20 protein-coding genes and 2 pseudogenes are annotated in these 25,355 nt (G+C 71.8%); 13 read left to right on the forward strand and 9 right to left on the reverse strand.

Annotated elements, in window-relative coordinates:
- From ABVB68_RS32465 to ABVB68_RS37080, 9 genes and pseudogenes are all read left to right on the forward strand, one after another.
- Positions 1-1,540: pseudogene (locus tag ABVB68_RS32465) on the forward strand (nitrate- and nitrite sensing domain-containing protein); the annotation flags it as partial.
- Positions 1,541-1,549: 9 nt separating this feature from the next.
- Positions 1,550-1,963 carry a roadblock/LC7 domain-containing protein gene (locus ABVB68_RS32470; RefSeq protein ID WP_184970701.1) on the forward strand — a complete coding sequence of 138 codons (414 nt, stop codon included), beginning with the start codon at positions 1,550-1,552 and terminating at the stop codon, positions 1,961-1,963.
- Between the two features lie 111 nt (positions 1,964-2,074).
- Positions 2,075-2,473 (forward strand): DUF742 domain-containing protein, encoded by a 399-nt coding sequence (locus ABVB68_RS32475; protein ID WP_009190816.1) that lies wholly within the window; start codon positions 2,075-2,077, stop codon positions 2,471-2,473.
- Complete coding sequence (locus ABVB68_RS32480; RefSeq protein ID WP_353604768.1) at positions 2,454-3,029, forward strand: GTP-binding protein; 576 nt, start codon at positions 2,454-2,456, stop codon at positions 3,027-3,029. Before ABVB68_RS32475 ends, ABVB68_RS32480 begins: the two co-directional genes overlap by 20 nt.
- Positions 3,030-3,409: 380 nt before the next feature.
- Entirely contained in the window at positions 3,410-6,697 is a 3,288-nt protein-coding gene (locus ABVB68_RS32485; protein WP_353604769.1) for a sensor histidine kinase, read from the forward strand.
- A 10-nt stretch (positions 6,698-6,707) separates the two neighbouring features.
- Complete coding sequence (locus ABVB68_RS32490; protein ID WP_004983065.1) at positions 6,708-7,121, forward strand: roadblock/LC7 domain-containing protein; 414 nt, start codon at positions 6,708-6,710, stop codon at positions 7,119-7,121.
- Between the two features lie 94 nt (positions 7,122-7,215).
- Positions 7,216-7,779: a DUF742 domain-containing protein gene (locus tag ABVB68_RS32495; RefSeq protein WP_353604770.1), complete on the forward strand. Its 564-nt coding sequence runs from the start codon at positions 7,216-7,218 to the stop codon at positions 7,777-7,779.
- The gene (locus ABVB68_RS32500; protein WP_026248371.1) at positions 7,760-8,341 is read left to right on the forward strand and encodes a GTP-binding protein; all 582 of its coding nucleotides are present in this window, start codon (positions 7,760-7,762) and stop codon (positions 8,339-8,341) included. Before ABVB68_RS32495 ends, ABVB68_RS32500 begins: the two co-directional genes overlap by 20 nt.
- Before the next feature lie 126 nt (positions 8,342-8,467).
- Positions 8,468-8,608, forward strand: a pseudogene (locus tag ABVB68_RS37080) (NACHT N-terminal Helical domain 1-containing protein); the annotation flags it as partial.
- A gap of 89 nt (positions 8,609-8,697) precedes the next feature.
- On the opposite strand, the gene ABVB68_RS32505 reads toward ABVB68_RS37080, so the two are convergent.
- The 3 genes from ABVB68_RS32505 to ABVB68_RS32515 all read right to left on the reverse strand — a co-directional run bounded on the left by ABVB68_RS32505 (position 8,698) and on the right by ABVB68_RS32515 (position 11,453).
- The gene (locus tag ABVB68_RS32505) at positions 8,698-8,892 is read right to left on the reverse strand and encodes an acyl-CoA carboxylase subunit epsilon (protein WP_353604771.1); all 195 of its coding nucleotides are present in this window, start codon (positions 8,890-8,892) and stop codon (positions 8,698-8,700) included.
- A gap of 57 nt (positions 8,893-8,949) precedes the next feature.
- Entirely contained in the window at positions 8,950-10,545 is a 1,596-nt protein-coding gene (locus ABVB68_RS32510; RefSeq protein WP_353604772.1) for an acyl-CoA carboxylase subunit beta, read from the reverse strand.
- Positions 10,546-10,937: 392 nt separating this feature from the next.
- Positions 10,938-11,453, reverse strand: a complete 516-nt coding sequence (locus ABVB68_RS32515) for a hypothetical protein (RefSeq protein ID WP_353604773.1) — start codon at positions 11,451-11,453, stop codon at positions 10,938-10,940.
- 224 nt (positions 11,454-11,677) lie between these two features.
- Between ABVB68_RS32515 and ABVB68_RS32520 the strand changes: the two genes are divergently transcribed.
- Positions 11,678-12,292, forward strand: coding sequence for a YceI family protein (locus ABVB68_RS32520; protein WP_353604774.1), 615 nt, complete (start codon positions 11,678-11,680; stop codon positions 12,290-12,292).
- A 109-nt stretch (positions 12,293-12,401) separates the two neighbouring features.
- Here ABVB68_RS32520 and ABVB68_RS32525 read toward each other — a convergent pair whose 3' ends face one another.
- Both ABVB68_RS32525 and ABVB68_RS32530 read right to left on the reverse strand, forming a co-directional pair.
- Positions 12,402-13,757 (reverse strand): hypothetical protein, encoded by a 1,356-nt coding sequence (locus ABVB68_RS32525; protein WP_353604775.1) that lies wholly within the window; start codon positions 13,755-13,757, stop codon positions 12,402-12,404.
- A 58-nt stretch (positions 13,758-13,815) separates the two neighbouring features.
- A complete protein-coding gene (locus ABVB68_RS32530) occupies positions 13,816-16,827 on the reverse strand; it encodes a glycoside hydrolase family 3 protein (RefSeq protein WP_353604776.1) in 3,012 nt (1,003 codons plus the stop codon).
- Between the two features lie 157 nt (positions 16,828-16,984).
- On the opposite strand from ABVB68_RS32530, the gene ABVB68_RS32535 reads away from it, so the two are divergent.
- From ABVB68_RS32535 to ABVB68_RS32545, 3 genes are all read left to right on the forward strand, one after another.
- Positions 16,985-18,856, forward strand: coding sequence for a ricin-type beta-trefoil lectin domain protein (locus ABVB68_RS32535; RefSeq protein WP_353604777.1), 1,872 nt, complete (start codon positions 16,985-16,987; stop codon positions 18,854-18,856).
- A gap of 208 nt (positions 18,857-19,064) precedes the next feature.
- A complete protein-coding gene (locus ABVB68_RS32540; protein WP_353604778.1) occupies positions 19,065-19,355 on the forward strand; it encodes a muconolactone Delta-isomerase family protein in 291 nt (96 codons plus the stop codon).
- A gap of 23 nt (positions 19,356-19,378) precedes the next feature.
- Entirely contained in the window at positions 19,379-19,984 is a 606-nt protein-coding gene (locus ABVB68_RS32545) for a GOLPH3/VPS74 family protein (protein WP_353604779.1), read from the forward strand.
- Between the two features lie 209 nt (positions 19,985-20,193).
- Here the strand turns inward: ABVB68_RS32545 and cimA are convergent, their stop codons facing one another.
- The 4 genes from cimA to ABVB68_RS32565 form a co-directional block, all read right to left on the reverse strand.
- Positions 20,194-21,804, reverse strand: a complete 1,611-nt coding sequence (gene cimA, locus ABVB68_RS32550; RefSeq protein ID WP_353604780.1) for a citramalate synthase — start codon at positions 21,802-21,804, stop codon at positions 20,194-20,196.
- A gap of 285 nt (positions 21,805-22,089) precedes the next feature.
- Positions 22,090-23,400 carry an MFS transporter gene (locus ABVB68_RS32555; protein WP_353604781.1) on the reverse strand — a complete coding sequence of 437 codons (1,311 nt, stop codon included), beginning with the start codon at positions 23,398-23,400 and terminating at the stop codon, positions 22,090-22,092.
- A 129-nt stretch (positions 23,401-23,529) separates the two neighbouring features.
- Positions 23,530-24,147 (reverse strand): TetR/AcrR family transcriptional regulator, encoded by a 618-nt coding sequence (locus ABVB68_RS32560; RefSeq protein WP_353604782.1) that lies wholly within the window; start codon positions 24,145-24,147, stop codon positions 23,530-23,532.
- Between the two features lie 163 nt (positions 24,148-24,310).
- On the reverse strand, positions 24,311-25,354 hold the full coding sequence (locus ABVB68_RS32565; RefSeq protein WP_353604783.1) for an agmatine deiminase family protein: 1,044 nt from the start codon (positions 25,352-25,354) through the stop codon (positions 24,311-24,313).
- Position 25,355: the final 1 nt, after the last annotated feature.

Raw genomic sequence — 25,355 nt, forward strand, 5'->3', positions numbered from 1 at the left:
ACGTCGTCCCCTGCTTGCTCATCTGCTGAACGTGCGGCATATACCGCACGAGATTCCAGGAGAGGTCGTCGGTGAGTACATAAACCAGCAGAACCGGCAGGCGCCGGCGGGTGCCGGCGCGGGTGGCTTCGGCGGCCAGGCGCCGGGCGGCCGGCACGGCCTGCAGGCCGCGAACCCGGGCGGACCGCAGCAGGACGCCTTCGGCGGCCGCGGCCCGCAGCGGCCCGCCGCCCCCGGCGACCGGAACCGTCAGCCCCAGCTGCCGCCGCGCGGCGGCCCGCGGGCCGAGCTGCCCGGCGGTGACCCGCAGCAGCGCACCCCGGACTGGGCGGACACCCAGGCCCCGCTCTCGCGCGCCTCGCTGGACGCCCCGCGCGGCCACGACGAGCAGGACCCCTCGCAGACCTCGCGCATGCCGCGCGTCGACGACCGGCAGGGTCCGGGCGCGACCGCCGAGATACCCCGGATCGACGCGCAGGGACCGGCCGCCACGGGCGAGTTCCCGCGCCCCGAGCTGAGCGGCCCGAGCGGTACCCAGGGCGCCGGCGGGTTCCCGCGTCCGGAAAGCCCCCGGCAGACCGGCCAGTTCGCCCGCCCCGGCACCTCGCAGCCGACGGGCGGCTACGCCCGCCCCGACGCCGCGCAGCAGGAGCAGTACGGGCGCCCCGACACCCAGCAGGACCGGTTCGCGTCGCAGCCCGGCAACCAGCAGGGCTCCGGCTCGTTCGTCCGCTCCGACGTCTTCGGTACCCCGGCCTCCGGCCGGCCGGACGGCGGCGCCCCGAACGCCGGCCAGAACACGGGCCAGTTCGCCGCCCCGCAGGGCTACGACGGCGGCTCCACCGGCCAGCACGCCCTGCCCGGCCGCCAGAACCCGGCGGGCGGCGGCCAGTTCGGGCATCCGCAGCCGGGCGGCCGCGACGCCCACGCGCCCCAGGACGGCCCGGCCGGCTTCGGCGCCCCGCGCCTGCCCGCCCCGCAGCAGCAGCGCCCGGTGCGCCGCGAGCCCGACCACCGGGGCGCCGCGCAGCGCCCCGACGAGGGACGCGGGGCGAGCGACGCATGGGCACTGCCCCCGGCCAGTGGTCCGGGCGACGGCCGTACCCCGCTGTACGACACGCTGGAGACCAACTGGTTCCACGGCAGTCAGCAGCAGGGTGGCGCCCCGGCGCCGCAGCAAGCGCAGCAGCAGCCGGCCCCGGCTCAGTCCGAGGCCCCGGCTCCGCAGCGTTCCGTTTCCCACACCGGCTCCTGGCGCACCTCGCCGAACGACGAACTCGTACGGCAGGCAGAACGCGTCCGGCAGCCCGCCGCCGGCGGTGTCACCACCTCCGGCCTGCCGCGTCGGGTGCCCCGGGCGAACCTCGTCCCGGGCACGGCACAGCAGCAACAGCACCAAGCCGGTCCGCAGGTCTCGCGTGCGCCTGACGACGTACGCGGACGGCTGACCAATCTTCGTCGGGGTATCGCTCAGGGCCGTCAGGCCGGCAGCGGCCAGACCGGCAGCTTCCCGAGCCCCACTCACCAGCAGGAGCGTTAGTTGAGTCCGATGAGCCAGGCGGCACAGAACCTGAACTGGTTGATCACCAACTTCGTGGACAACACCCCCGGGGTGTCCCACACAGTGGTGGTCTCCGCCGACGGCCTTCTGCTGGCGATGTCCGAGGGTTTCCCGCGGGACCGCGCCGACCAGCTGGCGGCCGTCGCGTCCGGGCTTACCTCCCTCACGGCCGGGGCGTCCCGGATCTTCGAGGGCGGCAGCGTGGCACAGACGGTCGTCGAGATGGAACGCGGGTTCCTCTTCCTCATGTCCATCTCGGACGGGTCGTCCCTCGCGGTCCTGGCCCATCCCGATGCGGACATCGGCCTCGTCGGCTACGAGATGGCACTGCTCGTCGACCGCGCGGGTGCGGTACTCACCCCGGATCTGCGCGCCGAACTCCAAGGCAGTCTGCTTCACTGACCGCCCCCGGCACCACCCACCTCACCAAAACACCGTCCGGCCGCCACAATCCCCCCACCGGCCCCGTCAGACGGCTTGACTGACCGACTTGCTGTCCCGCCCGGAGGATTCATGACCCCGCCCACCGCCCATCATGATCCGTACGCGGAGCCGTACGGGGACGAGGGCGACCAGCCGCTGGTGCGTCCGTACGCGATGACCGGCGGCCGGACCCGGCCGCGCTACCAGCTCGCCATCGAGGCCCTCATCAGCACGACGGCCGATCCGGCAGCGCTCATGGGATTGCTCCCGGAGCACCAGCGGATCTGCCACCTGTGCCGAGAGGTCAAGTCGGTCGCGGAGGTGTCCGCCCTGCTGGCCATGCCGCTGGGCGTGGCCCGGATCCTGGTGGCCGACCTCGCCGAGGCCGGCCTGGTCGCCATCCACCAGCCGGGTGGCGACGAGAACAACGGTGGCGCTCCGGATGTGACGCTGCTCGAAAGGGTGCTCAGTGGACTTCGCAAGCTCTGACGCGGGCCGGGCCACCACCTCGGCGAAGATCGTGGTGGCGGGCGGCTTCGGCGTGGGCAAGACCACGTTCGTCGGCGCCGTCTCGGAGATCAACCCGCTGCGCACAGAAGCCGTCATGACGTCCGCTTCGGCCGGCATCGACGACCTCACCCACACCGGGGACAAGACCACCACCACGGTGGCCATGGACTTCGGCCGCATCACCCTGGACCAGGACCTCATCCTGTACCTGTTCGGCACCCCCGGCCAGGACCGCTTCTGGTTCATGTGGGACGACCTGGTCCGCGGCGCCATCGGCGCCATCGTCCTCGTCGACACCCGCCGCCTCGCCGACTGCTTCCCCGCCGTCGACTACTTCGAGAACTCCGGCCTCCCGTTCGTCATCGCCCTCAACGGCTTCGACGGCAGCCAGCCCTACACCCCGGACGAGGTGCGCGAGGCACTGCAGATCGGACCCGACACCCCGATCATCACCACCGACGCCCGCCACCGCGCCGACGCCAAGAGCGCGCTCATCACGCTCGTGGAGCACGCCCTCATGGCGCGCCTGAGGTAGTACTCAAGTACGACGTGCCGCACGGCAGTTGTCGTGAGAGATCCGGAGCCGACTGTGGCCTTTGACACGGTCGGCTCCGGTGTTCATAACAGTTCGGCAGAGGAATCGCCCGGCATTGCCACGCGGCGCGGTCGCGTGGTGCCGCTGCGCGCACGAACGCCCCGCCTTTTGGCGGGGCTCGCTCTGTATGACCGTTTTATCTTGGGTTTACAACGGTGGCGTCACAAGGTTTCCACTGTTTGGAAGTGCGCTGGTCCACGTGCTGGAATGCCTGAACTGCCCAATGGTCGAAGACGTACCCCACAGTGGTCTGTGGCGAACCGGGCTCTGAGAGACTGCGGCACGACGTAGGTGCCGACCGCCGAGAGGTTGTTGGTCGAGTGAGGCGAAGCAAGAACGGTCCCGAGCCGTCGGCACGGGGCAACTTCACCCCGCCGCCGCGCGCTGTGGCGCCCAGCCCCGTGCCCGGTGCGGAACCGGCGGCCGCCCCCGCGTCGAGCGGCGGCCGTTTCTCCCCGCGCAACTGGCGGGTGCCGACCCGTCTGAACGCGATCCTGCTGATACCCGTGGCGGTCGGTCTCGTCATGGGCGGCTTCCAGGTGAAGAACTCGATCGACACCTGGAATCAGGCCCGCGACGCCGAGAACACCGCCCGCCTGGTGCGTGCCGCCCTCAGTTACGCCGACGCCCTCGAGAACGAGCGCGACGTCACCGCGGTCCCGCTGCTGCAGAACAAGAAGAACGACCCCGGTGTCGTGGCCGCCCGCAAGGCGACGGACCAGGCCGCCGACGGTTTCGACCAGGCCACGAAGAGCATGCCGAACAAGTCGGGCCTGGAGCGCCGGCTGAAGCTGTTCCGCGAGGTCGAACCGAAGCTGACCCAGCTGCGTCAGGTCGCCTACACCTCCAAGGTGCACGGCGTGCAGACCGAAGAGGGGTACGTCGAGGTCTCCCACCCGCTGATGGAGTTCGCCAACGAACTCGGTCTGGGCACCGGCAACATCACCTCCTACGGCCGTACCGTCTATGCCATGTCGCTGACCAAGGCGGCGCTGTCGCTGGAGCGGTCGATCGGCACGCATCTGCTGGTCAACCCCGGCCCGGACGCCGGGAACCTGGCCAACCAGCGGGTCGCCCTGTCCTCGTACGCCTATCTGGAGCGCATCGCTCTGGAGGAGTACCTCGGCGGTGGCACCGAGGCCGACGCGCAGAAGCTGGCCGACGCGCAGGAGAAGATGAAGACCGACGGCGCCGCCCTGGCCCAGAAGGCCAAGGCGGCGAACCCGGGCTACGTCGCCCCGCCGGCCGACCCGACCAACATGGTCTCCCTGCTCGCCACCATGAAGGACACCGGCGCCCTCACCCGTCAGGGGCTGGCCGCCAAGGGCGTCACCGCCGAGAACTGGTACGCGGTCAACACGCTGAGGTACAAGGCCTACCGCCAGATCGAGTCGGACATGGCCGACAAGGCGGTGAGCGAGGCGTCCGGCATCGCCGACGACGCCAAGACCTCCGCGTTCATCACCGGCGCCGTGGTCGTGATCGCGCTGCTGGCCGCGTTCCTCCTGGCCGGTCTCGTGGCCCGCCAGATGAGCCGCTCGATGCGCCAGCTGCGCAACGCCGCCTTCGGCATCGCCGAGCAGCGGCTGCCGATGCTGGTCGACCAGCTCTCGCGCACCGACCCCGGCCGGGTCGACACCCGGGTCACCCCGATCCCGATCACCAGCAAGGACGAGATCGGCGAGGTCGCCCGCGCCTTCGACCAGGTCCACCGCGAGGCGGTCCGGCTCGCCGCCGAGCAGGCCCTGCTGCGGGGCAACATCAACGCGATCTTCACCAACCTCTCGCGCCGCAACCAGTCGCTGATCGAGGGCCAGCTGACCCTGATCACCGACCTGGAGAACAACGAGGCGGACCCGGACCAGCTGGAGAACCTCTTCCGGCTGGACCACCTGGCCACCCGCATGCGCCGCAACGGCGAGAACCTGCTGGTCCTCGCCGGCGAGGAGCCCGGCCGCCGCTGGGACCAGCCGGTCCCGCTGGTCGACGTGCTGCGCGCCGCCTCCTCCGAGGTCGAGCAGTACGAGCGCATCGAGCTGTCCGGCGTGCCGGAGGCCGAGATCCACGGCCGCGCGGTCACCGACCTCGTGCACCTGCTGGCCGAGCTGCTGGAGAACGCGACCACGTTCTCCTCGCCGCAGACCAAGGTCCGCGTGACCGCGACCCGTCTCCCCGACGGCCGCGTCATGATCGAGATCCACGACAAGGGCATCGGCCTGACCGCCGAGGACTTCGCGGACATCAACCACAAGCTGGCCAACCCGCCGACCGTGGACGCCGCGATCTCCCAGCGCATGGGCCTGTTCGTGGTCGGCCGGCTGTCCGACCGGCACGGCATCCGGGTCCAGCTGCGCCCCTCGGGCGAGCAGGCCGGTACGACCTCCCTGGTCATGCTGCCGGACGCGATCACGCACGGCGGTGGCGGCGACGCGCCGCTGGGTCGCGAGGAGTTCACCGTCTCGCAGATCATCCCGGAGCAGCAGTTCCGGGCGGAGAGCTTCCCCCAGCCGCAGCCCATGCGCACCGCCGCCGAACTCGGCTTCGACGACAGCCAGTACTCGGCGGAGGTCCCCGACGACCTGAGCGGGCTCGACCCCGTGGGCCGCTCACTGAAGCGCGAGGAGCGCCGGGCGGCCCTGGAGGCCCAGGGCCACGGTCAGCACGAGTCCGCCGAGGGCTACCGTGACGACTTCGAGGCGGGGCAGGGCTACGACGGCGGTGCCACGGGTTACACCGAGCAGCCGTACCAGGAACAGCAGCAGAACGCGTACCAGGAGCAGCAGCCCTCGTACGAGGAGCAGCAGGCGGCGTACCAGGAGTCGTACGAGCAGCCGTACGAGAAGTCGTACGACGAGCAGTACTACGCGCCGAACGGCGGTCTGCCGCGGGGCGACGGCTACCCGGCGGGTGGCGGCGGCTACCCCGACGCGACGTACCCGGAACCGGCCCAGGAGGAGCAGGCGCCCGCGCACGCTCAGGCGGCCGACGGCTTCGGCTCCTACGACAGCCCTTCCTACCAGGACGACTGGCCCCAGCAGGACGGCTACCAGAACGGCTATCCGGCCCAGTACGCTCCGGAAGCGGAATCCTCGCAGGCCGCTGACGCGGGTGAGCGGAACCACGTAGGCTTCGACCGTCCGGGGCCGGCCGCTCCCGCCGCCCACGGGCTGACCGGTGCCGGGCTGCCCCGCCGCGGAGCCACCGCGAGCGGCTCCAACGGCGCCGGCGACTCGCACGGGCGGCAGGAGGCGCAGGCTCCCGCCCAGGCTCCGGGCGACGCGCCGGGGAGCAACGGCGACGACAGCTGGCGCTCGGCGAACGACCAGCGGTGGCAGCAGGCCTCCGCGCTGCGCAAGCCGAAGGCCGGCGGGGTCACCGCCTCCGGCCTGCCGCGGCGGGTGCCCAAGGCCAATCTGGTCGAGGGTGCGGCGGAGACCACCCCCCAGGGAGGCCCGCAGGTCTCCCGCGCCCCGGAGGACGTCCGGGGCAGGCTGAGCAACCTGCGCCGAGGCGTCCAGCGCGGACGCAGCGCAGGCAGTGAAACGAACGGCCAGGCCACCACGAATCAGCACGGTGGGCCTGACAGCACCTACAACCAGGAGCGTTAGTGTGAGCCCGATGAGCCAGGCGGCACAGAACCTGAACTGGTTGATCACCAACTTCGTGGACAACACCCCGGGGGTGTCCCACACGGTGGTGGTCTCCGCCGACGGACTCCTTCTGGCGATGTCCGAAGGCTTCCCCCGCGACCGCGCCGACCAGCTCGCGGCCGTCGCCTCCGGTCTGACCTCACTGACCGCGGGTGCCTCGCGCATCTTCGAGGGCGGCAGCGTGAACCAGACGGTTGTGGAGATGGAGCGGGGATTCCTCTTCATCATGTCCATCTCCGACGGTTCCTCGCTCGCGGTCCTGGCCCACCCGGAGGCGGACATCGGCCTCATCGGGTACGAGATGGCCCTTCTGGTGGACCGCGCGGGCACGGTTCTCACCCCGGATCTCCGTGCGGAGCTCCAGGGGAGCCTTCTCAACTAGTAATCGGACGGTGCGTATTCGTGTCCCGGGGCCGTAAGGTTTCGGGACGCGGCTCCACAGGTTTGGGCGCCCGGCGCAGTCGGAGGAGGAGAAAGTGGCAACACCCCCAGGCGGTCCGTCTTCGGGTAACTGGTCGTACGGCCCTGGGCAGGGACAGGGCGACGGTTCGGCGAACCGGTACAACTTCCCCTCCTCCCCCAGCCACCGGCAGCCGTACGCCCCGCAGGGCCCCGGCCCGTCCCCGTACGACCAGCCCCCGGCCCCCCGGATCCAGCCGGTGCAGCCGCAGCGCCGCCCGGAGCCGGCACCGGCTGCGAACAACCCCCTGGTGCGTCCGTACGCCATGACCGGCGGCCGGACCCGCCCGCGCTACCAGCTCGCCATCGAGGCGCTGGTGCACACCACCGCCGCTCCGCACCAGATGCAGGGTCAGTTGCCCGAGCATCAGCGGATCTGCAATCTGTGCCGGGAGATCAAATCGGTGGCCGAGGTCTCGGCCCTGCTGACGATCCCCCTCGGCGTGGCCAGGATCCTCGTCGCCGACTTGGCGGAAGCGGGCCTGGTCGCCATCCATCAGCCCGGCGGCGACGAGAACGCCGGCGGCCAGCCAGACGTGACACTGCTCGAAAGGGTGCTCAGTGGACTTCGCAAGCTCTAGCGGCGGTCCTTCCCGCTCCACCACCTCCGCGAAGATCGTGGTGGCGGGCGGCTTCGGCGTGGGCAAGACCACGTTCGTCGGCGCCGTCTCGGAGATCAACCCGCTGCGCACAGAAGCCGTCATGACGTCCGCTTCGGCCGGCATCGACGACCTCACCCACACCGGGGACAAGACCACCACCACGGTGGCCATGGACTTCGGCCGCATCACCCTGGACCAGGACCTCATCCTGTACCTGTTCGGCACCCCCGGCCAGGACCGCTTCTGGTTCATGTGGGACGACCTGGTCCGCGGCGCCATCGGCGCCATCGTCCTCGTCGACACCCGCCGCCTCGCCGACTGCTTCCCCGCCGTCGACTACTTCGAGAACTCCGGCCTGCCCTTCGTCATCGCCCTCAACGGCTTCGACGGCAATCAGCCGTACAACCCCGACGAGGTGCGCGAGGCACTGCAGATCGGACCCGACACCCCGATCATCACCACCGACGCCCGCCACCGCGCCGACGCCAAGAGCGCCCTCATCACGCTCGTGGAACACGCCCTCATGGCGCGCCTGCGCTGACCGGAGCACCGTCGAGGGGCCCTTTCCTGCCGGGAGGGGCCCTTTTGTCGTACCCCGGGCAGGAACGCCGGCTGGACACGGCCGAGCCGGTCCGGCTGCGGGTGTCGGGGCTCCTGCCGGCGGGGCGTGCGGCGCCGGTTCGAGGAGATCGCGGACGCGGTCTACGGCCGGCCGGCGTCCTTCCTCGACCGGGAGTTCCCCGGGCTGGAGGAGAGCGGCCGGCAGGCCGTGGTCGACGGCGTGTGCGACACGTTCGCGGCGGCGGACCCGCCGGACGAGGCACCGCCGCCGTCGGCTGAACACACCGCGGCCCCGCCCTCCCGGAGGAGTGGCGGGGCCGATCACGCACAAGGGCGTCAGTGCCAGCTGTGCGGCGCGCGGAAGCCGCCCTCGCGTTCCAGGCGGCGCCAGCCCGCCTTGGCGCGGCCCCGGTGGGCCGGGGTCGTGGAGGCCGGCTGGACGGCCGCGCGAGCCATGAGGACGGCCGTGATGGCGGCGACCTCCTCGGGCTCGGCGTGGCCCTTCTCGACGCGGATGTCAGGAGTGCTCATGGGTGTCAGTCTCCGTGGATGAGGGGTCCGCGGGGTTGCCGCGGCGGGTCCGCTCGGTTACTGCGGGGGGTTGCCGTGCTTGCGGGAGGGCAGGTCGGCGTGCTTGGACTGCAGCATCGCCAGGGACTTGACCAGCACCTCGCGGGTCTCGGCGGGGTCGATGACGTCGTCCACCAGGCCGCGCTCGGCCGCGTAGTAGGGGTGCATCAGCTCGGCCTTGTACTCCTTGACCATCTTCTGACGCATGGCCTCGGGGTCGTCGGCCTCGGCGATCTGCCGGCGGAAGATGACGTTCGCGGCGCCGTCCGCGCCCATCACGGCGATCTCGTTCGTCGGCCAGGCGTAGGTGAGGTCGGCGCCGATGGACTGGGAGTCCATGACGATGTAGGCACCTCCGTACGCCTTGCGCAGGATGATCGAGACGCGGGGCACGGTGGCGTTGCAGTAGGCGTACAGCAGCTTGGCGCCGTGCCGGATGATTCCGCCGTGCTCCTGGTCCACCCCGGGGAGGAACCCCGGCACGTCCAGGAGGGTGACGATCGGGATATTGAAAGCGTCACACATCTGGACAAAGCGCGCAGCTTTTTCACTCGCCTCGATGTCCAGGACGCCGGCCAGGACCTGGGGCTGGTTGGCGATGAGGCCCACGACCTGGCCGTCCAGGCGGCCGAGGGCGCAGATGATGTTGCGGGCCCAGCGCTCGTGGACCTCCAGGTACTCGCCGTCGTCGACGATCTCCTCGATGACCTTGGTCATGTCGTACGGGCGGTTGCCGTCCGCCGGGACCAGGTCGAGCAGGACGTCGGAGCGGCGGTCCACCGGGTCCGAGGCCTCCACGCGCGGCGGGTTCTCGCGGTTGTTCTGCGGCAGCAGCGAGAGGAGGTAGCGCACCTCGGCGATGCACGTCTCCTCGTCGTCGTAGGCGAAGTGGCAGACGCCGGAGGTCTCGGCGTGGACGTCGGCGCCGCCCAGGCCGTTCTGGGTGATCTCCTCGCCCGTGACCGCCTTGACCACGTCCGGGCCGGTGATGAACATCTGCGAGGTCTCGCGGACCATGAACACGAAGTCGGTCAGGGCGGGGCTGTAGGCCGCGCCGCCCGCGCACGGACCGAGCATCACCGAGATCTGCGGGATGACCCCGCTCGCCCGGGTGTTGCGCTGGAAGATGCCGCCGTAACCGGCCAGCGCCGAGACGCCCTCCTGGATACGGGCGCCCGCGCCGTCGTTCAGCGACACCAGCGGCGCACCGGCCGCGATGGCCATGTCCATGATCTTGTGGATCTTGGTCGCGTGGGCCTCGCCCAGCGCACCGCCGAAGATCCGGAAGTCGTGGGCGTAGACGAAGACCGTGCGGCCCTCCACCGTGCCCCAGCCGGTGATCACACCGTCGGTGTACGGCTTCTTCGCCTCCAGCCCGAAACCGGTCGCCCGGTGCCGGCGCAGCTGCTCGACCTCCTGGAAGGAACCCGGGTCCAGGAGCAGCTCGATCCGCTCCCGCGCCGTCAGCTTGCCCTTGGCGTGCTGCGCCTCGGTCGCCTTCTCGCTGGGACCGGCCACGGCCCGCGCACGAATCTCGTGCAGCTCGGCGACCCGTCCGCGCGCGTCCGTCGGCTCGCCGGTCGGCTCACCCGTCGTCTCTTCCAAAACGGTCATGTAGCGACCTTACGAAGGACACCAAGGAATGCGAGCCGTCGACTCCGTACAGTCTCCGGCCCGTTTTCCTGGTAGCAGTGAACAGAACCGGAGCGCTGTGCAGCCGTTCCGACTGCTCAGGGGGCGCCGGTGTTGTAGAGGTGCCACAAACCCGCCACCTGAGAGTCACCTCACATTCGCGGGTGGAACATGCCCTCGCCGGAGTGACGGGGCCCCTCGGACGGCGGTCCGCCGATCGGACCCCGGCGTCGCCGGCGGTCCGCTCCGCGGCGCGCACCGGGCCGTCCGGGACGCTCTCCGGCGGCTGCGCCCAAGGCCCCGGACGGCCCCACCGTACCGGCCCGCCGGACGGCGGCCACGGCGGGCCCGCCCGGGGCGGGACGCACGCCGTCTCAGCAGCCGCCGCAGTTGTAGTAGAGGACGTCCCAGTGGCTGCCCTCGTCGGCGTAGATGTTGCCGGAGCCGGACTGGTACTGCGGGGCTCCGTCACCGCGCAGCCCGATATAGGTGAAGGTGTTCTTGATGTACGACGTCACGCACGTGTTCTTGCCGTAGTCGAGCTTGTAGCCGTTCCAGTGGGAGTAGGTCCCGGAGGCGTGGCCGGTCTCGGTGCCGCCGGTGATGTTCAGGGCGCATCCGGTGGCCCGCTTGAGGGTCTGGGCGCCCTGCGCGGTGGCGAGGTTGAGCTGGTCGAAGGACGTACAGGTGGAGTTGTTCCGGTCGGAGCAGCCGCCGGAGGACGACCAGGTGATGCCCACGTCCCGGAACATCTGGGTGGCGGTCGCGTGGCTGATCTTGGTGACGGCGAAGGCGTCGGTGGCGGTGCCGACGACGGCGACGCCGGGGGCGACGACGAGGGCGAGCGCGGTCATCAGAGGGCGGAGTTTTCTGACCTTGTCGGTCCGCATGGGGGTTCCTTCCTGCGGTCGGCCGTGCTGTGTGGGGCGGCTGTGCAGGTGGTGCACGCAGATGGTGCCCGAGTTCTACGCGCGTTCGCCAGAGGGCGTAGCCGACTACCGTGCGTGATACTGGAACCACGGTGCGGATGATGTTGAAAACTGAACCGAATGGGTCTACGGTCGGAATCACCGAGTTCGTTGAACGTTAAACAGATCGATCTGGAGCACACATCATGGGCATCTTCGGCCGCAAGGACAGCACCCCCTCGACCGCCGCGGCGCCGGCCACCACCGCACCGGCCGCCGACCTGTCGGCGCTGACCGGTGACTACACGATCGACCCCGCGCACAGCACGATCGGCTTCGTCGCCCGGCACGCCATGGTCACCAACGTCAAGGGCGGCTTCCAGGAGTTCACCGGCTCCCTGCACCTCGACGGCGCGAACCCGGCCGCCTCCACGGCCACGCTCGACATCGAGATGGCGAGCATCGAGACGGGCAACGCCGACCGCGACGGCCACCTGAAGTCGGCCGACTTCTTCAAGATCGACGAGTTCCCGACGATGACGTTCCGCTCGACCAAGGCGGAGGCCCTGGGCGGTGACGACTACCGCATCACCGGTGACCTCTCCCTGCTCGGCGTCACCAAGCCGATCACCATCGACCTGGAGTTCAACGGCTCCGCGAAGGACCCGTTCGGCAACGAGCGCGTCGGGTTCGAGGGCCGGACCGAGATCCTGCGCTCCGAGTGGGGCCTCACCTGGAACGCGGCGCTGGAGACCGGCGGCGTCCTCATCTCGGACAAGATCAAGCTGAACTTCGACATCTCGGCGATCAAGAACGCCTGATCGGCCGTGCACGGCCCCGCGTCGCCCGCCCCGGGGAACGGGGCGGGCGACGTCGCGCGCGGCGCGGCCGTGCCGCGGGGAGGACCGGGGCCCCGGTGAGCGGCGGGCCTCAGAATCCGCCGCCGAAGTCGCCCCCGCCGTCTCCCCCGTCGAAGCCGCCGCCGTCCCCGAACCCGCCCCCGAAGTCCCCGGGATCGAAGTCCGTGCCGGACATGTCTCCGCCGTCGTAGCCGCCGGAGCCGAAGTCGCCGTACCCGGCGCCGTAGTCCGCCGCGTACGAGGGGGTGGCCATCACGCTGCCGAGCAGGGTGCCGACGAGCAGGCCGGGCAGGATGCCGCCGCCGAAGTAGCCGCCCGCCCAGGGGCCGTACGCCGGTCCGGCGTCCCAGTAGGGGCGGCGGCCGTGGTCGGTGTCGACCTCGCGGACCACCGGGTCGCGGCCGTCGGCCAGCCGGGTGGCGTCGGCCGCGCAGACCGGGACCCGGCGCGGGGCGCCGCCGGGCGGGGTCCAGTCGGCGTCGGTGGCCGACGGGCCGTGGCGGGGGTCGAAGAAGCAGGGCGGCCGGCGTTCGGGGAGCGGGCGGCCCTCGCGGCGGGCGGCCAGCCGGGCGAGGGAGAAGCGGCCGTCGTCCAGGACCTCGGTGACCGGCCGGACGTCCTCCGGCCTGCGGGCCTCGGCCATCCGCTGCTTCGCCGTCTCGTAGGCGTCCAGAGCGTGCGCGTAGTCGGCGCGCATCGCGTCGTCGGCGCCCGGCTCCGACGGCTGGAAGTCCAGGCGGTCGAGTTCCTCGCCGAAGGCGGTGATGTCCTCGTCCACGACCACCCGCAGCCGGTCCAGGGCGGCCCGCTGCTCCTCCTCGCGACGGCGCCGGCTCCGGCGGACCAGCGCGTACGCGCCCGCGCCGCCGGCCACCAGCACCGCGACCGCCGTGATCAGGCCGGTGCTCGACGCACCGCCGCCGGCCGAGCCGGCCGAGCCCCAGCTCTTCGGGGCGTGGCCGCCCATGTTGGCCAGGGCGCGGTCGGTGAAGTCGGTCAGCTGGGTCTTGGCGTCCTCGCCCTGGACGCTGGCGACCAGGTTCCGCCGGGCGGTGGCCGACATGACGGAGGAGTCGGCGCGGGCATCGAAGCGGTCGCCGAGGCGGATGCCGTACAGGCCGGTGATGCCGGTCGCGGCGCGCAGGTCGGAGAAGAGGTTCGCCGTGGGATAGCCGGCGGGCAGGACCGCGATGAACAGCGGCTTGTTCGCGTCCTTGATCCGTTTCGCGAGGGCGTCGGCGTCCGGCTTCGGCAACTGGGCGGAGGCCGCCGGGTCGACGTAGACCGGGCTCCTGCGCAGCGCCTGGGCGATCGTGGAGACGCCGGTCCGCGTGCTCGCGCGGGGTGCGAACGCGGTCGCCGCCAGCAGGGCGAGGGCGACCAGCAGCAGTGCGGTGAGGCTTCGGGTCCGCAGGACGGCCTTCATGCTTCGAAACTACCCGAAGCCTCCCCGTACCGGTCGTACAAGCTGACGGGCAGGGTGGCTACGCCGCCCGGTACGCCGTCATCAGCTTCTCCACCGCCTTCCCGTAGCGGCCGGTCAGCAGCAGGTGGTCGGCGTCGGCGAAGGGTTTCGCCAGGGACTCGGTGATCCGTTCGCCGGCCTTGCGCTGGACGAGCAGCCGTGCCTGGGTGACCAGTTCGCGCCCGGTCCGGTCGGCGCCCGCCCGCTCGGCCGCCGCGGCGGCCACGGCGAGGGCGCGCAGGGCGGCCGTACCGCCCTGCGGGACGTGGGTGAGGGTGGTCAGGCCCCAGCCGTACGGGAACTGCGGGTCGTAGGAGGCATCGCCCACGTTGATCGGGAGCTGTGCCTCGGACCGGGGCCAGGTGACGGGGAGCCGGCCGGTGAAGGGGCGCCTGCCGTAGAGGACGTCCGCGACCCCCTCGCCCTCGGTGCCGGGCAGCCAGGAGGCCACCAGGGCGTCGATGCCGTCCAGCCGGTCGCCGATGAGCTGCGGCCGCCCGGAGACGACGAGCACCGCGCACTTCATCGCCGCGCACACCTTGTCCACGGCGGCCCGGTCGGCGGCGGACAGCTGGAGGGAGTGGCCGTTGCCGACGTCTCCGACGCCCTCGGCGTACGGGGTCTCGCCGACGACGACCACGCCGGCGTCGTAGCCGCCCGTCGGAGCGGAGGCGTCCTTGGAATACGTGACGTTCCCGCCCGCCTCCCGCATGCCCTGGAGGATGGTGGTGCCGGGGGTGATGTTCCCGGAGGAGCCCTGCCAGGTGAGGGTCCAGCCGCCGGTCTGGTTGCCGATGTCGTCGGCGTTGGAGCCGGCGACGTACACCTTCTCGCTCTTCTTCAGGGGCAGCACCGCGCCCCGGTTCTTCAGCAGCACCTGGGACTCGGCGGCCGCCCGGCGGGCGACCTCCCGGTGCGCCCGGGAGCCGATGGCGGCGGCGCCGCCGGTGTCGGCGTACGGGTGCTCGAACAGGCCCAGCCGGAACTTCTGGGTCAGGATGCGCGAGACGGCGTCGTCGATGCGGTGCCGGCTGATCCGGCCCGCCCGCACCTCGTCGACGAGAGTGCCGGTGAACTCCTTGTAGGTGTACGGCACCATCATCATGTCCAGGCCCGCGCCGACCGACGTGCGCACGTGGGACGCGTAGTCGCCGGGAAGCTGGTCGATGGCGTTCCAGTCGCTGATCACGAAGCCGTCGAAGCCCAGGCGGTCCTTGAGCACGCCGTCGATCATGTCGGCGCGGGCGTGCATCTTCACCGGGCCCTTGCCGTCGCCGAGGATGTCGAGGGAGGAGTACGACGGCATGACCGTGCCGACGCCCCGGTCCACGGCCGTCCGGAACGGGGCCAGATGGACGGCCTCCAGCTGCTGCCGCGTGACCTTGGTGACGCCCTGGTCGGTCGTGTAGGTGCCGGTGGTCGAGGAGCCGTACTCGGTGCCGCCGTCGCCGAGGAAGTGCTTGGCGGTGGCGAGCACCTTGTCGTGGCGGTCCAGGTCCCTGCCGTCGGCGCGGCCCTGCAGGCCCTGGATGACGGTCTCCATGGACTGCACGAGCGCGGGGTCCTCGCCGAAGGACTCGTAGGAGCGGCCCCAGCGTTCGTCGCGGCTCACGCACAGGCAGGGGGCGAAGTCCCACGGGACGCCGGTCGCGCGGACCTCCGCGGCCGTCACCGAGGCGGTCTTCTCGGCCAGCCCGGGGTCGCGGGTGGCTCCGAGGCCGATGTTGTGCGGCATGACCGTGGCGCCGGACAGGTTGTTGTGACCGTGGACCGCGTCGACGCCGTAGATCAGCGGGATCTGGAAGCGGGTCGCCCGGGTGCGGAGCTGGAAGGCGTCGATCATCTTCGCCCAGGCCTCGGGGGTGTTGGGCGTGGGCGTGGAGCCGCCGCCCGACAGCAGCGAGCCGAGGCCGTAGCCGGCGATGTCGCCGGGGGCCGTCATGGCGCCGCGCTCGGCCTGGGTCATCTGCCCGGCCTTCTCCGCCAGGGACATCCGGCCGAGGAGATCGGCGACCCGCCTCTTCACCGGCAGCCTGCTGTCGAGGTACGGCAGTCCGTGGGCGTCGATGACGACCTGCGGGGTCTCGGCGGGGGCCTTCGCGCCGGTGACCGTGAGCTTCAGGGGCACGGTCTCGGCGGGTTCGGCCGCCCTGTCCCCGCGGGTGGGCACCTCGATGGTGCGCGCGGTGCCGGAGGCGGTGCCCGCCGGGAAGGTGAGGGTGCCGGAGACGGGGGTGTAGTCCTTGCCGGGCTCGGCGCTGCCGCCGCCGGTCTCGTAGCGGACGGTCACCGGCTCGTCGACGGGTGCGGAGCCGGTGGTGGCGAGGGTGACCCTCACCCGCGCCGTGCCGCCCTCGCGCACCGGATAGACCGCCGCGCCGGTGGTGACGGAGGCGTGCAGCGACTGGTCGCCCCGGCCGTACAGCTCCACGCCGTCCATGGCGAAGTCGCCCTTGGCGCCAGGCGGGAGGGTGACGGCGTAGCCCCACATCCGCGTGAGGCCGAGGACGTGGTCGATGCCGCCGACGGGCTGGTAGTCGGTGCGGTACGCGAAGTCGCCGAAGGGGATCCGGATCTGCTTCCAGCCGGTGAAGTCGTCGGTGAACGAGGTCGTCCACAGCTCCGACGCCTCGCCGTTCGCTCCGCCGTCCTTGATCTCGAAGGCGATCTTCCTGCCGTTGTTCCGGCCGTCCCACCAGAAGCGGATGCCCTGGTGGCCGGACCAGTCGTGGGCGGGCTCGCCGGCGGCGAAGTCGTGCGTGAAGCCGCCGTAGCCGCTGATGTCGTAGGTGCCGGTGAGGACCTTGGCGCCCTCGGGGGCGTCGGTGCGTGCGGTCAGCGACAGGGCCGGCGGGTCGTCGGTGTCGCCTCCCCAGGTGAAGATGCCCTCGGCGGGCTGCGAGGCGAAGGGCACCTCGCCCTCGAAGCGGTCGACGGGGGTTGGCGCCGGGTCGTCCGCGGCTCGCGCGGTCGCCCAGGGGAGCAGACCGGCCAGCAGTGCGGCGGAGGCGAGCAGGGCGGTTCTTCGCATGGACCTTCCCTCGGCTCTCGTGGTTCACTCAGGACTTAGCTCACGCCATGAGTTAACTGGGGGCTCACAGCGCCGTCAAGACGGCACGTCAGACGGCCTGGAGCGCAACATCCCCCCACACCAGGCACGTTGGCTCTCCCCAGAAGGGCGACGCACCATGAGAAGACCACCTTGGCGCACGGCCAGGCTGCTCCTCGCCGGCCTGCTGACCACCGCCGGGCTCACCACCCTCGGCCTCTCCCCCGCGCACGCGGCCGGTGAGCAGGTCACCGCCTGGCTCACCACCACCGACGACTCCGCCGGACGGCACGTCGTCCGCGGACTGCAGGCCCAGGCGCCGTTCGCCTTCCAGTCCGGCACGGGCGGCGCGGGCGAGAACATCACCGTGGACGAGAACACCCGCTATCAGACCTTCACCGGTGGCGGCGCGTCCTTCACGGACACCGCGGCCTGGCTGATGCACGGCAGCGGGGCGCTGTCCCAGGCGACCCGGGACAGCGCCATGCGCAAGCTGTTCTCGCCGACGGACGGGATCGGGCTGTCGTTCCTGCGCAACCCGATGGGCGCCTCGGACCTGGCGCGGTACGGCTACACCTACGACGACGTGCCCGCCGGCCAGACGGATCCGGACCTGGCGAAGTTCTCCCTCGCGCACGACCTCGCCGACGTCGTCCCGCTGACGAAGCAGGCGCTCCAGCTCAACCCGTCCCTCACGGTGATGGCCTCGCCCTGGACGGCACCGGCCTGGATGAAGGACAGCGGCTCGCTCAACGGCGGCTGGCTGAAGGCGGAGGACTACGGCGCGTACGCCTCGTACTTCGTGAAGTACCTCCAGGGGTACAGGGACCAGGGCGTCGACGTCTCGTACGTCACCGCGCAGAACGAGCCGACCTGCTGCTCCGGCTACCCGTCGATGAGCTGGAACGCGAGCGGCCTCGCCTACTTCACCAAGAGCGAGCTGCTGCCGAAGCTCCAGGCGGCGGGCCTGACGACGAAGGTGCTGGCGCACGACTGGAACTGGGACGTCTACGACTCCTACGCCGCCCGGACGGTGGACGACCCGGCGGTGCGCAACCACCCGAACTTCGGCGGGATCGCCTGGCACGGTTACGGCGGCGACGTCGCCAAGCAGACCAGCGTGCACGACCAGTACCCGGCGCTGGACGCCTTCGGCACCGAGCATTCCGGCGGCACCTGGATCGCCGACCAGCAGCGCGAGGACATGTCCAACATCATCGACTACACCCGCAACTGGGCGAAGTCGGTGACCAAGTGGTCGCTGGCCGTGGACCAGAACATGGGCCCGCACAACGGGGGCTGCGGCACCTGCACCGGGCTGATCACCGTGCACAACGGGGACGGCGCGAGCGGGACGGTCGACTACACGGTCGAGTACTACACCATGGGCCATCTGACGAAGTTCGTCCGGCCCGGTGCCCAGCGGATCGCCTCGACGGCGTCCACCGCGGTGCCGAACGTGGCATGGCGCAACCCGGACGGCAGCAAGGCGCTGATCGCCTACAACGCCTCCTCGTCGGCTCGCACGGTGACCGTCGACTGGGGTTCGCAGCACGCCACTTACTCGCTTCCGGGCAAGACGTCGGCCACCTTCACCTGGTCGGGCGGCCAGTCCGGCGGCGGCAGCCGCACCGGCGCCTTCACCGGACTGGCCGGCAAGTGCCTGGACGTGGCGGGCGGTTCGAGCGCCAACGGCACCGCGGTACAGCTCTACGACTGCAACGGCAGCAGCGCCCAGCAGTGGACCGTCCAGACCGACGGCTCGATCCGGGCGCTCGGCAAGTGCCTGGACGTGACCTCGGGGTCGACGGCGAACGGGGCCAAGGTGCAGTTGTACGACTGCAACGCGTCCGGAGCCCAGCAGTGGTCGTACAACGCGACCACGGGTGACGTGGTGAACACGGCGGCCGACAAGTGCCTCGACGTCACGGACAACTCGTCGGCGAACGGGGCCCGGGCCCAGATCTGGTCGTGCACGGGGGCCGCCAACCAGAAGTGGACCCTGCAGTAGCGCCGCGGGCCCACCGGCCTGTTCGGCCGGCCCACCGCCGGCGAGGTGACGTACGGCCCGGACGGCACGTCCGGGGAGACGCGCGGCGGGCGCGGACGGACCGGATCACGTTCGCGCCCGCTGAGCGGCGGCGGTGCGGCGGCTGGGGGACGATGAGGGGGAACCGGGCCCGTCCGCCGGGCCGGCCGCCTCGTCGAGGGAGCGGATCATGCGCGAGTTCCTGGTCGAGATCACCACGTCGCCGCCCGAGGGCACCAGCGAGGCGGAGGTGGCGGAACGCCGGGCCGCCGAGGCCGTGCGCGCCCGCGAGCTGGCCGCCACCGGCCGGCTGGCGCGGCTGTGGCGTCCGGTCGGCGAGTCGCGCAGCATCGGCATCTGGCGGGCCGAGGACGAGGACGATCTGCACGGGAACGTCCTGGGTACGCTTCCGCTGCGGCCGTGGATGAACCTCACCGTCACCCCGCTGGAACCCCACCCGAACGATCCGGGCCGTTCCTGAGACCCGGCGACCTGGAGCCCCGCATGACCACACCGCAGGATCTCTTCCTCGTGAGCGTCGACGTCCCCGGCGAGCGTCCCGTCGAGCAGGGCGACCTGTCGCTCGCGCTCGCGGGCGCCGAGCTGATCGACCTCCTCGGCATCCGGGCCGTCACCCTGGACGGTGATCGCGTCGTGCCGGGACCGCCCCTGGCCACGGGCGACCGACTGCTGGACGAGGCGGCGGCGGCGCTGGTCCGCGAGCGGCCGTACGAGACGGTCGCGGACTGGCTGTGGCGGCGGGGCGAGGGGCTGGCCGTGGTCTACTACGACGCCCTGGACGCCGACGGGCAGCTCACCGGGAAGCAGCACCGCTGGCTCCCGCGCCGCAGCGGCAGCGGCGAACCGGCCGACTCCCCGGCCAGGCGGCACGCGGCCGACCGCTGGTGGTCCCACGAGCCGGTGCTCGCCGACCTCGCCTCCACCCTGGGCATCCAGGGCGAACGGCCGGCCGAGGCGGCGGAACCCGGCGACGAGGCGGTCGGCACCGTGCTGGTGGCCGTCGGCGACGCGGTGACCGAGCTGGAGGCCGTGCGCGAGCGGCGGCGCATCGAGAGCGTCGCCTTCGACAACATCTGGCGGGCCCCCTGACCACGGTGCCGCCCGGCCGACGACCGCGCCGCCGGACCGACCCGCACCGCCCGGACGGCGACCACCCCACCTGATGGTCATCGGCCGGCCGACGCCCGGCTGACCGGGCCGGCCGGTGTGCCGGTCATCGGGCCGCACGGCGCGGCCGGGTCGCCACGCGGGCCCCGGACAGGACGGCACCGCCGTGTGTGGTCATGCCTTCACTGTGACTACTCCGCCGGCTCCACGCCCGCCCGCAGCAGCCCGTAGGTGTACGCGTCCTCCAGGGCCTGCCAGGAGGCGGCGATCACGTTCTCGGCCACGCCGACCGTGGACCACTCGCCCGAGCCGTCCGAGGTGGAGATCAGCACCCGGGTGGTGGACTGGGTGCCGTGCACCCCCTCCAGGATGCGGACCTTGTAGTCGACCAGTTCCAGCTTGGCGAGCTGGGGATAGATCTTCTCCAGCGCGACGCGCAGGGCGCGGTCGAGGGCGTTGACCGGGCCGTTGCCCTCGGCGGTGGCGACGATCCGCTCGCTCTTGGCCCACAGCTTGACGGTGGCCTCGTTGGCGTGGGTGCCGTCGGGGCGGTCCTCGACGATGGCCCGCCAGGACTCGACCCCGAAGTACTTCAGCGGCCTGCCCTCGACCTCGGCGCGCAGCAGCAGTTCGAAGGAGGCGTCGGCGGCCTCGTAGGTGTAGCCGCGCAGTTCGCGTTCCTTCACGCGCTCCACGACCCGGCCGATCAGCTCCCGGTCGCCGCCGAGGTCGACGCCGAGTTCCCGGCCCTTCAGCTCGACCGAGGCGCGGCCCGCCATGTCGGAGACCAGCATGCGCATGGTGTTGCCGACCAGCTCGGGGTCGATGTGCTGGTACAGGTCGGGGTCGACCTTGATGGCGGAGGCGTGCAGGCCGGCCTTGTGCGCGAAGGCGGAGACGCCGACGTAGGGCTGGTGGGTGGAGGGGGTGAGGTTGACGACCTCGGCGATGGCGTGCGAGGTGCGGGTCATCTCGCGCAGGCGGCCGTCGGGCAGCACCTTCTTGCCGTACTTCAGTTCCAGGGCCGCGACGACCGGGAAGAGGTTGGCGTTGCCGACCCGCTCGCCGTAGCCGTTGGCCGTGCACTGCACGTGGGTGGCGCCCGCGTCGACGGCCGCCAGGGTGTTGGCGACCGCGCAGCCGGTGTCGTCCTGGGCGTGGATGCCGAGCCGGGCGCCGGTGTCGGCGAGCACCGTGGCGACGACCGCCTGGACCTGGGCGGGGAGCATGCCGCCGTTGGTGTCGCAGAGGACGACGACGTCGGCGCCGGCGTCGGCGGCCGTACGGACGACGGCCTTGGCGTACTCGGGGTTGGCGCGGTAGCCGTCGAAGAAGTGCTCGCAGTCGACGAACACCCGTCGGCCCTGCTCCTTCAGGTGGGACACCGTGTCGCGGACCATCTCGAGGTTCTCCTCGAGGGTGGTGCGCAGCGCCAGTTCCACGTGCCGGTCGTGCGACTTGGCGACCAGGGTGACCACCGGCGCGCCGGACTCCAGGAGCGCCCTGACCTGGTGGTCGTCCGCGGCCTTCGCGCCCGGGCGACGGGTGGCGCCGAAGGCGACGAGCTGGGCGTGCCGGAACTCGATCTCCGCCTGGGCGCGGGCGAAGAACTCGGTGTCCCGGGGGTTCGCGCCGGGCCAGCCGCCCTCGATGAAGCCCACGCCGAAGTCGTCCAGGTGCCGTGCGATGGCGAGCTTGTCCGCGACGGTGAGGTTGATGCCCTCGCGCTGCGCGCCGTCGCGCAGCGTGGTGTCGAAGACGTGGAACGAGTCGTCGAGCTCGTTGGTTGCCGTCTCGGTCATGGTGTCAAGGCTCCTGTTGTGAATCTTCGGTCGTACCGGAATGACCGGCTCCACCGTCCCCCCAATATTCCCTCGCGCTTCGTTGCCGGCTGAAGGTGGGCCGGAAAACGAAAAAACCCCTCGCGGGTGCGAGAGGTCTGCGCGCGGGTCGAGGACGACGGTGGCCACCCGCATCTGGTCGTACGAGGTGGTCACTGCGGACCGGCGCGCCTGCTGCCCATAATCATGGCGAACGAGAGCACGGGGGCAGTCTGGCACAGCCGTGCCCCCGACTCACCGAGCGTCTCAGGATGCGGTCGTCAGACTGGACTCCCCGGAGCCCTCCGCCTCCCGGGTCCGGCCCAGGTCCAGGTCCTTCGTCTCGCGCATGGTGAGGTACACCACGAGGGAGACGGCGGCGCAGCCGGCCACGTACCAGTAGAAGCCGGACTCGACGCCGGCGTTCTTGAACCACAGGGCGACGTACTCGGCGGTGCCGCCGAAGAGGGCGTTGGCGACGGCGTACGGCAGGGCGACGCCGAGCGCGCGCACGCCGGTGGGGAAGAGCTCGGCCTTCACGCAGGCGTTGATGGAGGTGTAGCCGGTGACCACGACCAGCGCGAGGAGGGCGAGGCCGAGGGCGGACCAGTAGCCGTCCGCGTGCCGGAGCAGGGTCATGATCGGCACCGTGAGGAAGGTGGAGCCGACCGCGAAGGTGATCAGCAGCGGGCGCCGGCCGATGCGGTCGGAGAGCCGGCCGGCGAGCGGCTGGAGGCAGGCGAAGACGATCAGCGCGGTGAAGGAGACGAGCGTCGCCGTCTGCTTGGACAGGCCCGCCGAGTTGGAGAGGTACTTCGTCAGGTAGGTCGTGTAGGTGTAGTAGGCGACCGTGCCGCCCATCGTGAGGGCGACGACCAGGAACGCCTCCCGCCGGTACCGCCACAGCGCGCGCAGGGTGCCGCGCTCCTCGGGGCGCGAGGCGTCCTCCTCGTAGACCTCGGTCTCCAGCATGCTGCGGCGCAGGTAGAAGATCACGGCCGCGCCGAGGGCGCCGACGACGAAGGGGATGCGCCAGCCGTAGCTGTGCAGGGCGTCGTCGGACATGGTGCGCTGGAGGACGATCTGCAGGCCGAGGCCGGCGATCTGGCCGGCGGTCATGGAGACGTACTGGAAGCTGGAGGCGAAGCCGCGGCCGCGGGGGGCGGAGGCCTCGGTGAGGTAGGTGGCGCTGGCCGCGTACTCGCCGCCCACCGACAGGCCCTGCAGCAGGCGGGCGACGAGCAGGACGAGCGCGCCGCCGTAGCCGGCGACCGCGTAGGTCGGGGCGACGGCGATGAGGACGGCCGAGGCCGACATCAGCGTGACGGTGAGCGTCAGCGCCGCCTTGCGGCCCTTGCGGTCGCCGACCCTGCCCAGCAGCCAGCCGCCCACGGGGCGCATGAAGAAGCCGACGGCGAAGATGCCCGCGGTGTTCATCAGCTGGGCGGTGGGGTTGCCGCTCGGGAAGAACGCGCCGGCGAAGTACGTGGCGAAGCTCGCGTACACGAACCAGTCGAACCACTCGACCATGTTGCCCGCCGAGCCGACCCAGATCTTCTTCCAGTGTTCTCGTCCCATGGGCCGTTATCTGCCCGGCGGCGGAGCGGACGATTCCTTTGCCCGGCGGAGGGGTTGGGCGGAGATCGGGTGGACGGAGTGCGGGCGCACCGGCCCGGACGGACCCGGCCGCGCACCCCGACGCGCCGCTCAGGCGTCGGCGGTGAGCAGCGCGTCCGCGATGAACTCCCGTACGTGCGCGAGCACCTGGCCGCGGTCGGTGCCCCGCAGCCCGATGGCGACGTGGATGGAGAACCCGTCGAGCAGCGCGCGCAGCCGCGCCGCGAAGCGGTCGGCGTCCACGGGGCGGAACTCGCCGCGGGAGATGCCCTCGGCGAGCAGGGCGACCAGGTCCCGGTGCCAGGCGCCCTCGATGGCCGCCTGGCGGGCCCGGGCGTCGTCGTCGGCGTTCTGCGAACGGTTCCAGACCTCCAGCCAGAGCGTCCAGTGCGGGTCGCGGTGGCCGTCGGGGACGTACAGGTCGACGTAGGCGGCCAGGCGGTCGCGGGCCGGTTCGGTCCGGGTGAGCAGCCGGGCGCGCTCCGCGCCGAGCCGGCCCTCGCTCCACTCCAGGGTCCGCAGCAGCAGTTCGTCCTTGGAGCGGAAGTAGTAGAGCAGGTGCCCGCTGCTCATGCCGACCTCGCGGCCGAGCGCCGCCATGGTGAGCTTCTCCAGACCGCGCTCGGCGATCATGTCCATGGCAGCGGCCAGCACGTCCTCGCGGGGCGGGGCGGGGGTGCGGCGGCGGGGGGCGGGGGTCTCGGTCATGCGGGGACCCTCCGTGGGGCGTCCGGCGGGACGTGGGTCTTCCGCCCGCGGTGCGCGGGGCGTTCGGGCAGCTCGGGCAGCGGGCGCGGCGGCTCGCCGGGACGGCGGCCGCGGGCCGCGCAGACCAGGACGTTCACCCGTATGTTCTACCCGACCGGCGCCGTCACCGGACCTTCGGCTGCTGCTGGGTGATGCAGTGGATGCCGCCGCCGCCCGCGAAGATCGTGCGCGCGTCCACCAGGGTCACCGTGCGCTCGGGGAACAGGCGGCGGAAGATCCCGGCGGCGATCTCGTCGCGCGGGTCGTCGAAGCCGCACAGCACGACGCCGCCGTTGCAGACGTAGTGGTTGATGTAGGAGTAGTCGGCCCAGTGGCCGTCGGCCTCCAGGACGGTCGGGGCGGGCACCTCGACGACCTCCAGCGCACGCCCGCGCGCGTCGGTCGCCGACCTCAGGATGCCGATGACCTCCCTGGTGACCTCGTGGTCGGGGTGGGCCGGGTCCGGCTGGTGGTGCGCGACCACGACGCCGGGACGGGCGAACGCGGCGACGATGTCGACGTGGCCGAGGGTGCCGAAGCCGTGGGGCGGGTAGTCGCCGGTCAGGCCGCGCGGCAGCCAGATCGCCTTCCGGGTGCCGAGGTGGGCGTGGATCTCGGCCTCGACCTCCTGCCTGGACCAGTGCGGGTTGCGCTCGGGGCCGAGCTGCACGGTCTCGGTGAGCAGCACGGTGCCCTCGCCGTCGACGTGGATGGCCCCGCCCTCGTTGACCAGCCGTGAGGCGTACGTCCTCGCGCCCGCGAGGTCGGAGACGTACGCGGCGATCTTGGAGTCGTGCTCCCAGCGGGCCCAGTCCTGGGCGCCCCAGCCGTTGAACGTCCAGTCGACGGCGGCCAGCCCGCCCTTGCCGTCGGTGAGGAAGGTGGGGCCGATGTCCCGCATCCAGGCGTCGTCCAGCTCGCGCTCGACGGTGTCGACGCCCGGGCCGAGCAGCGCCCGGGCGTCGCCCGACTGGCCGGGGCCGCACACGACCGTCACCGGCTCGAAGCGGAGTGTCGCGCGGGCCACCGAGGCCCAGGCCGCGCGGGACAGGGCGAGGTCGTCCGGGTCGTCGAAGGTGGGGTTGGGGCCCGGCCACGCCATCCAGGTGCGCTCGTGCGGGGTCCACTCGGCGGGCATGCGGAAGCCGTCGGCGGCGGGAGTGGTCATC

The organism is Streptomyces sp. NPDC096012 (genome assembly GCF_040426375.1).
GTDB lineage: Bacteria > Actinomycetota > Actinomycetes > Streptomycetales > Streptomycetaceae > Streptomyces.

Bases quoted from the DNA above. Each gene is read 5' to 3' on its own strand.
- ABVB68_RS32560 (WP_353604782.1), bottom strand. From the start codon at position 24,147: ATGACCGAGACCCCCGCCCCCCGCCGCCGCACCCCCGCCCCGCCCCGC.
- ABVB68_RS32520 (WP_353604774.1), top strand. From the start codon at position 11,678: ATGGGCATCTTCGGCCGCAAGGACAGCACCCCCTCGACCGCCGCGGCG.
- ABVB68_RS32505 (WP_353604771.1), bottom strand. From the start codon at position 8,892: ATGAGCACTCCTGACATCCGCGTCGAGAAGGGCCACGCCGAGCCCGAG.
- ABVB68_RS32555 (WP_353604781.1), bottom strand. From the start codon at position 23,400: ATGGGACGAGAACACTGGAAGAAGATCTGGGTCGGCTCGGCGGGCAAC.
- ABVB68_RS32475 (WP_009190816.1), top strand. From the start codon at position 2,075: ATGACCCCGCCCACCGCCCATCATGATCCGTACGCGGAGCCGTACGGG.
- ABVB68_RS32530 (WP_353604776.1), bottom strand. From the start codon at position 16,827: ATGCGAAGAACCGCCCTGCTCGCCTCCGCCGCACTGCTGGCCGGTCTG.
- ABVB68_RS32540 (WP_353604778.1), top strand. From the start codon at position 19,065: ATGCGCGAGTTCCTGGTCGAGATCACCACGTCGCCGCCCGAGGGCACC.
- ABVB68_RS32470 (WP_184970701.1), top strand. From the start codon at position 1,550: ATGAGCCAGGCGGCACAGAACCTGAACTGGTTGATCACCAACTTCGTG.
- cimA (WP_353604780.1), bottom strand. From the start codon at position 21,804: ATGACCGAGACGGCAACCAACGAGCTCGACGACTCGTTCCACGTCTTC.
- ABVB68_RS32535 (WP_353604777.1), top strand. From the start codon at position 16,985: ATGAGAAGACCACCTTGGCGCACGGCCAGGCTGCTCCTCGCCGGCCTG.
- ABVB68_RS32515 (WP_353604773.1), bottom strand. From the start codon at position 11,453: ATGCGGACCGACAAGGTCAGAAAACTCCGCCCTCTGATGACCGCGCTC.
- ABVB68_RS32565 (WP_353604783.1), bottom strand. From the start codon at position 25,354: ATGACCACTCCCGCCGCCGACGGCTTCCGCATGCCCGCCGAGTGGACC.
- ABVB68_RS32510 (WP_353604772.1), bottom strand. From the start codon at position 10,545: ATGACCGTTTTGGAAGAGACGACGGGTGAGCCGACCGGCGAGCCGACG.
- ABVB68_RS32490 (WP_004983065.1), top strand. From the start codon at position 6,708: ATGAGCCAGGCGGCACAGAACCTGAACTGGTTGATCACCAACTTCGTG.
- ABVB68_RS32545 (WP_353604779.1), top strand. From the start codon at position 19,379: ATGACCACACCGCAGGATCTCTTCCTCGTGAGCGTCGACGTCCCCGGC.
- ABVB68_RS32525 (WP_353604775.1), bottom strand. From the start codon at position 13,757: ATGAAGGCCGTCCTGCGGACCCGAAGCCTCACCGCACTGCTGCTGGTC.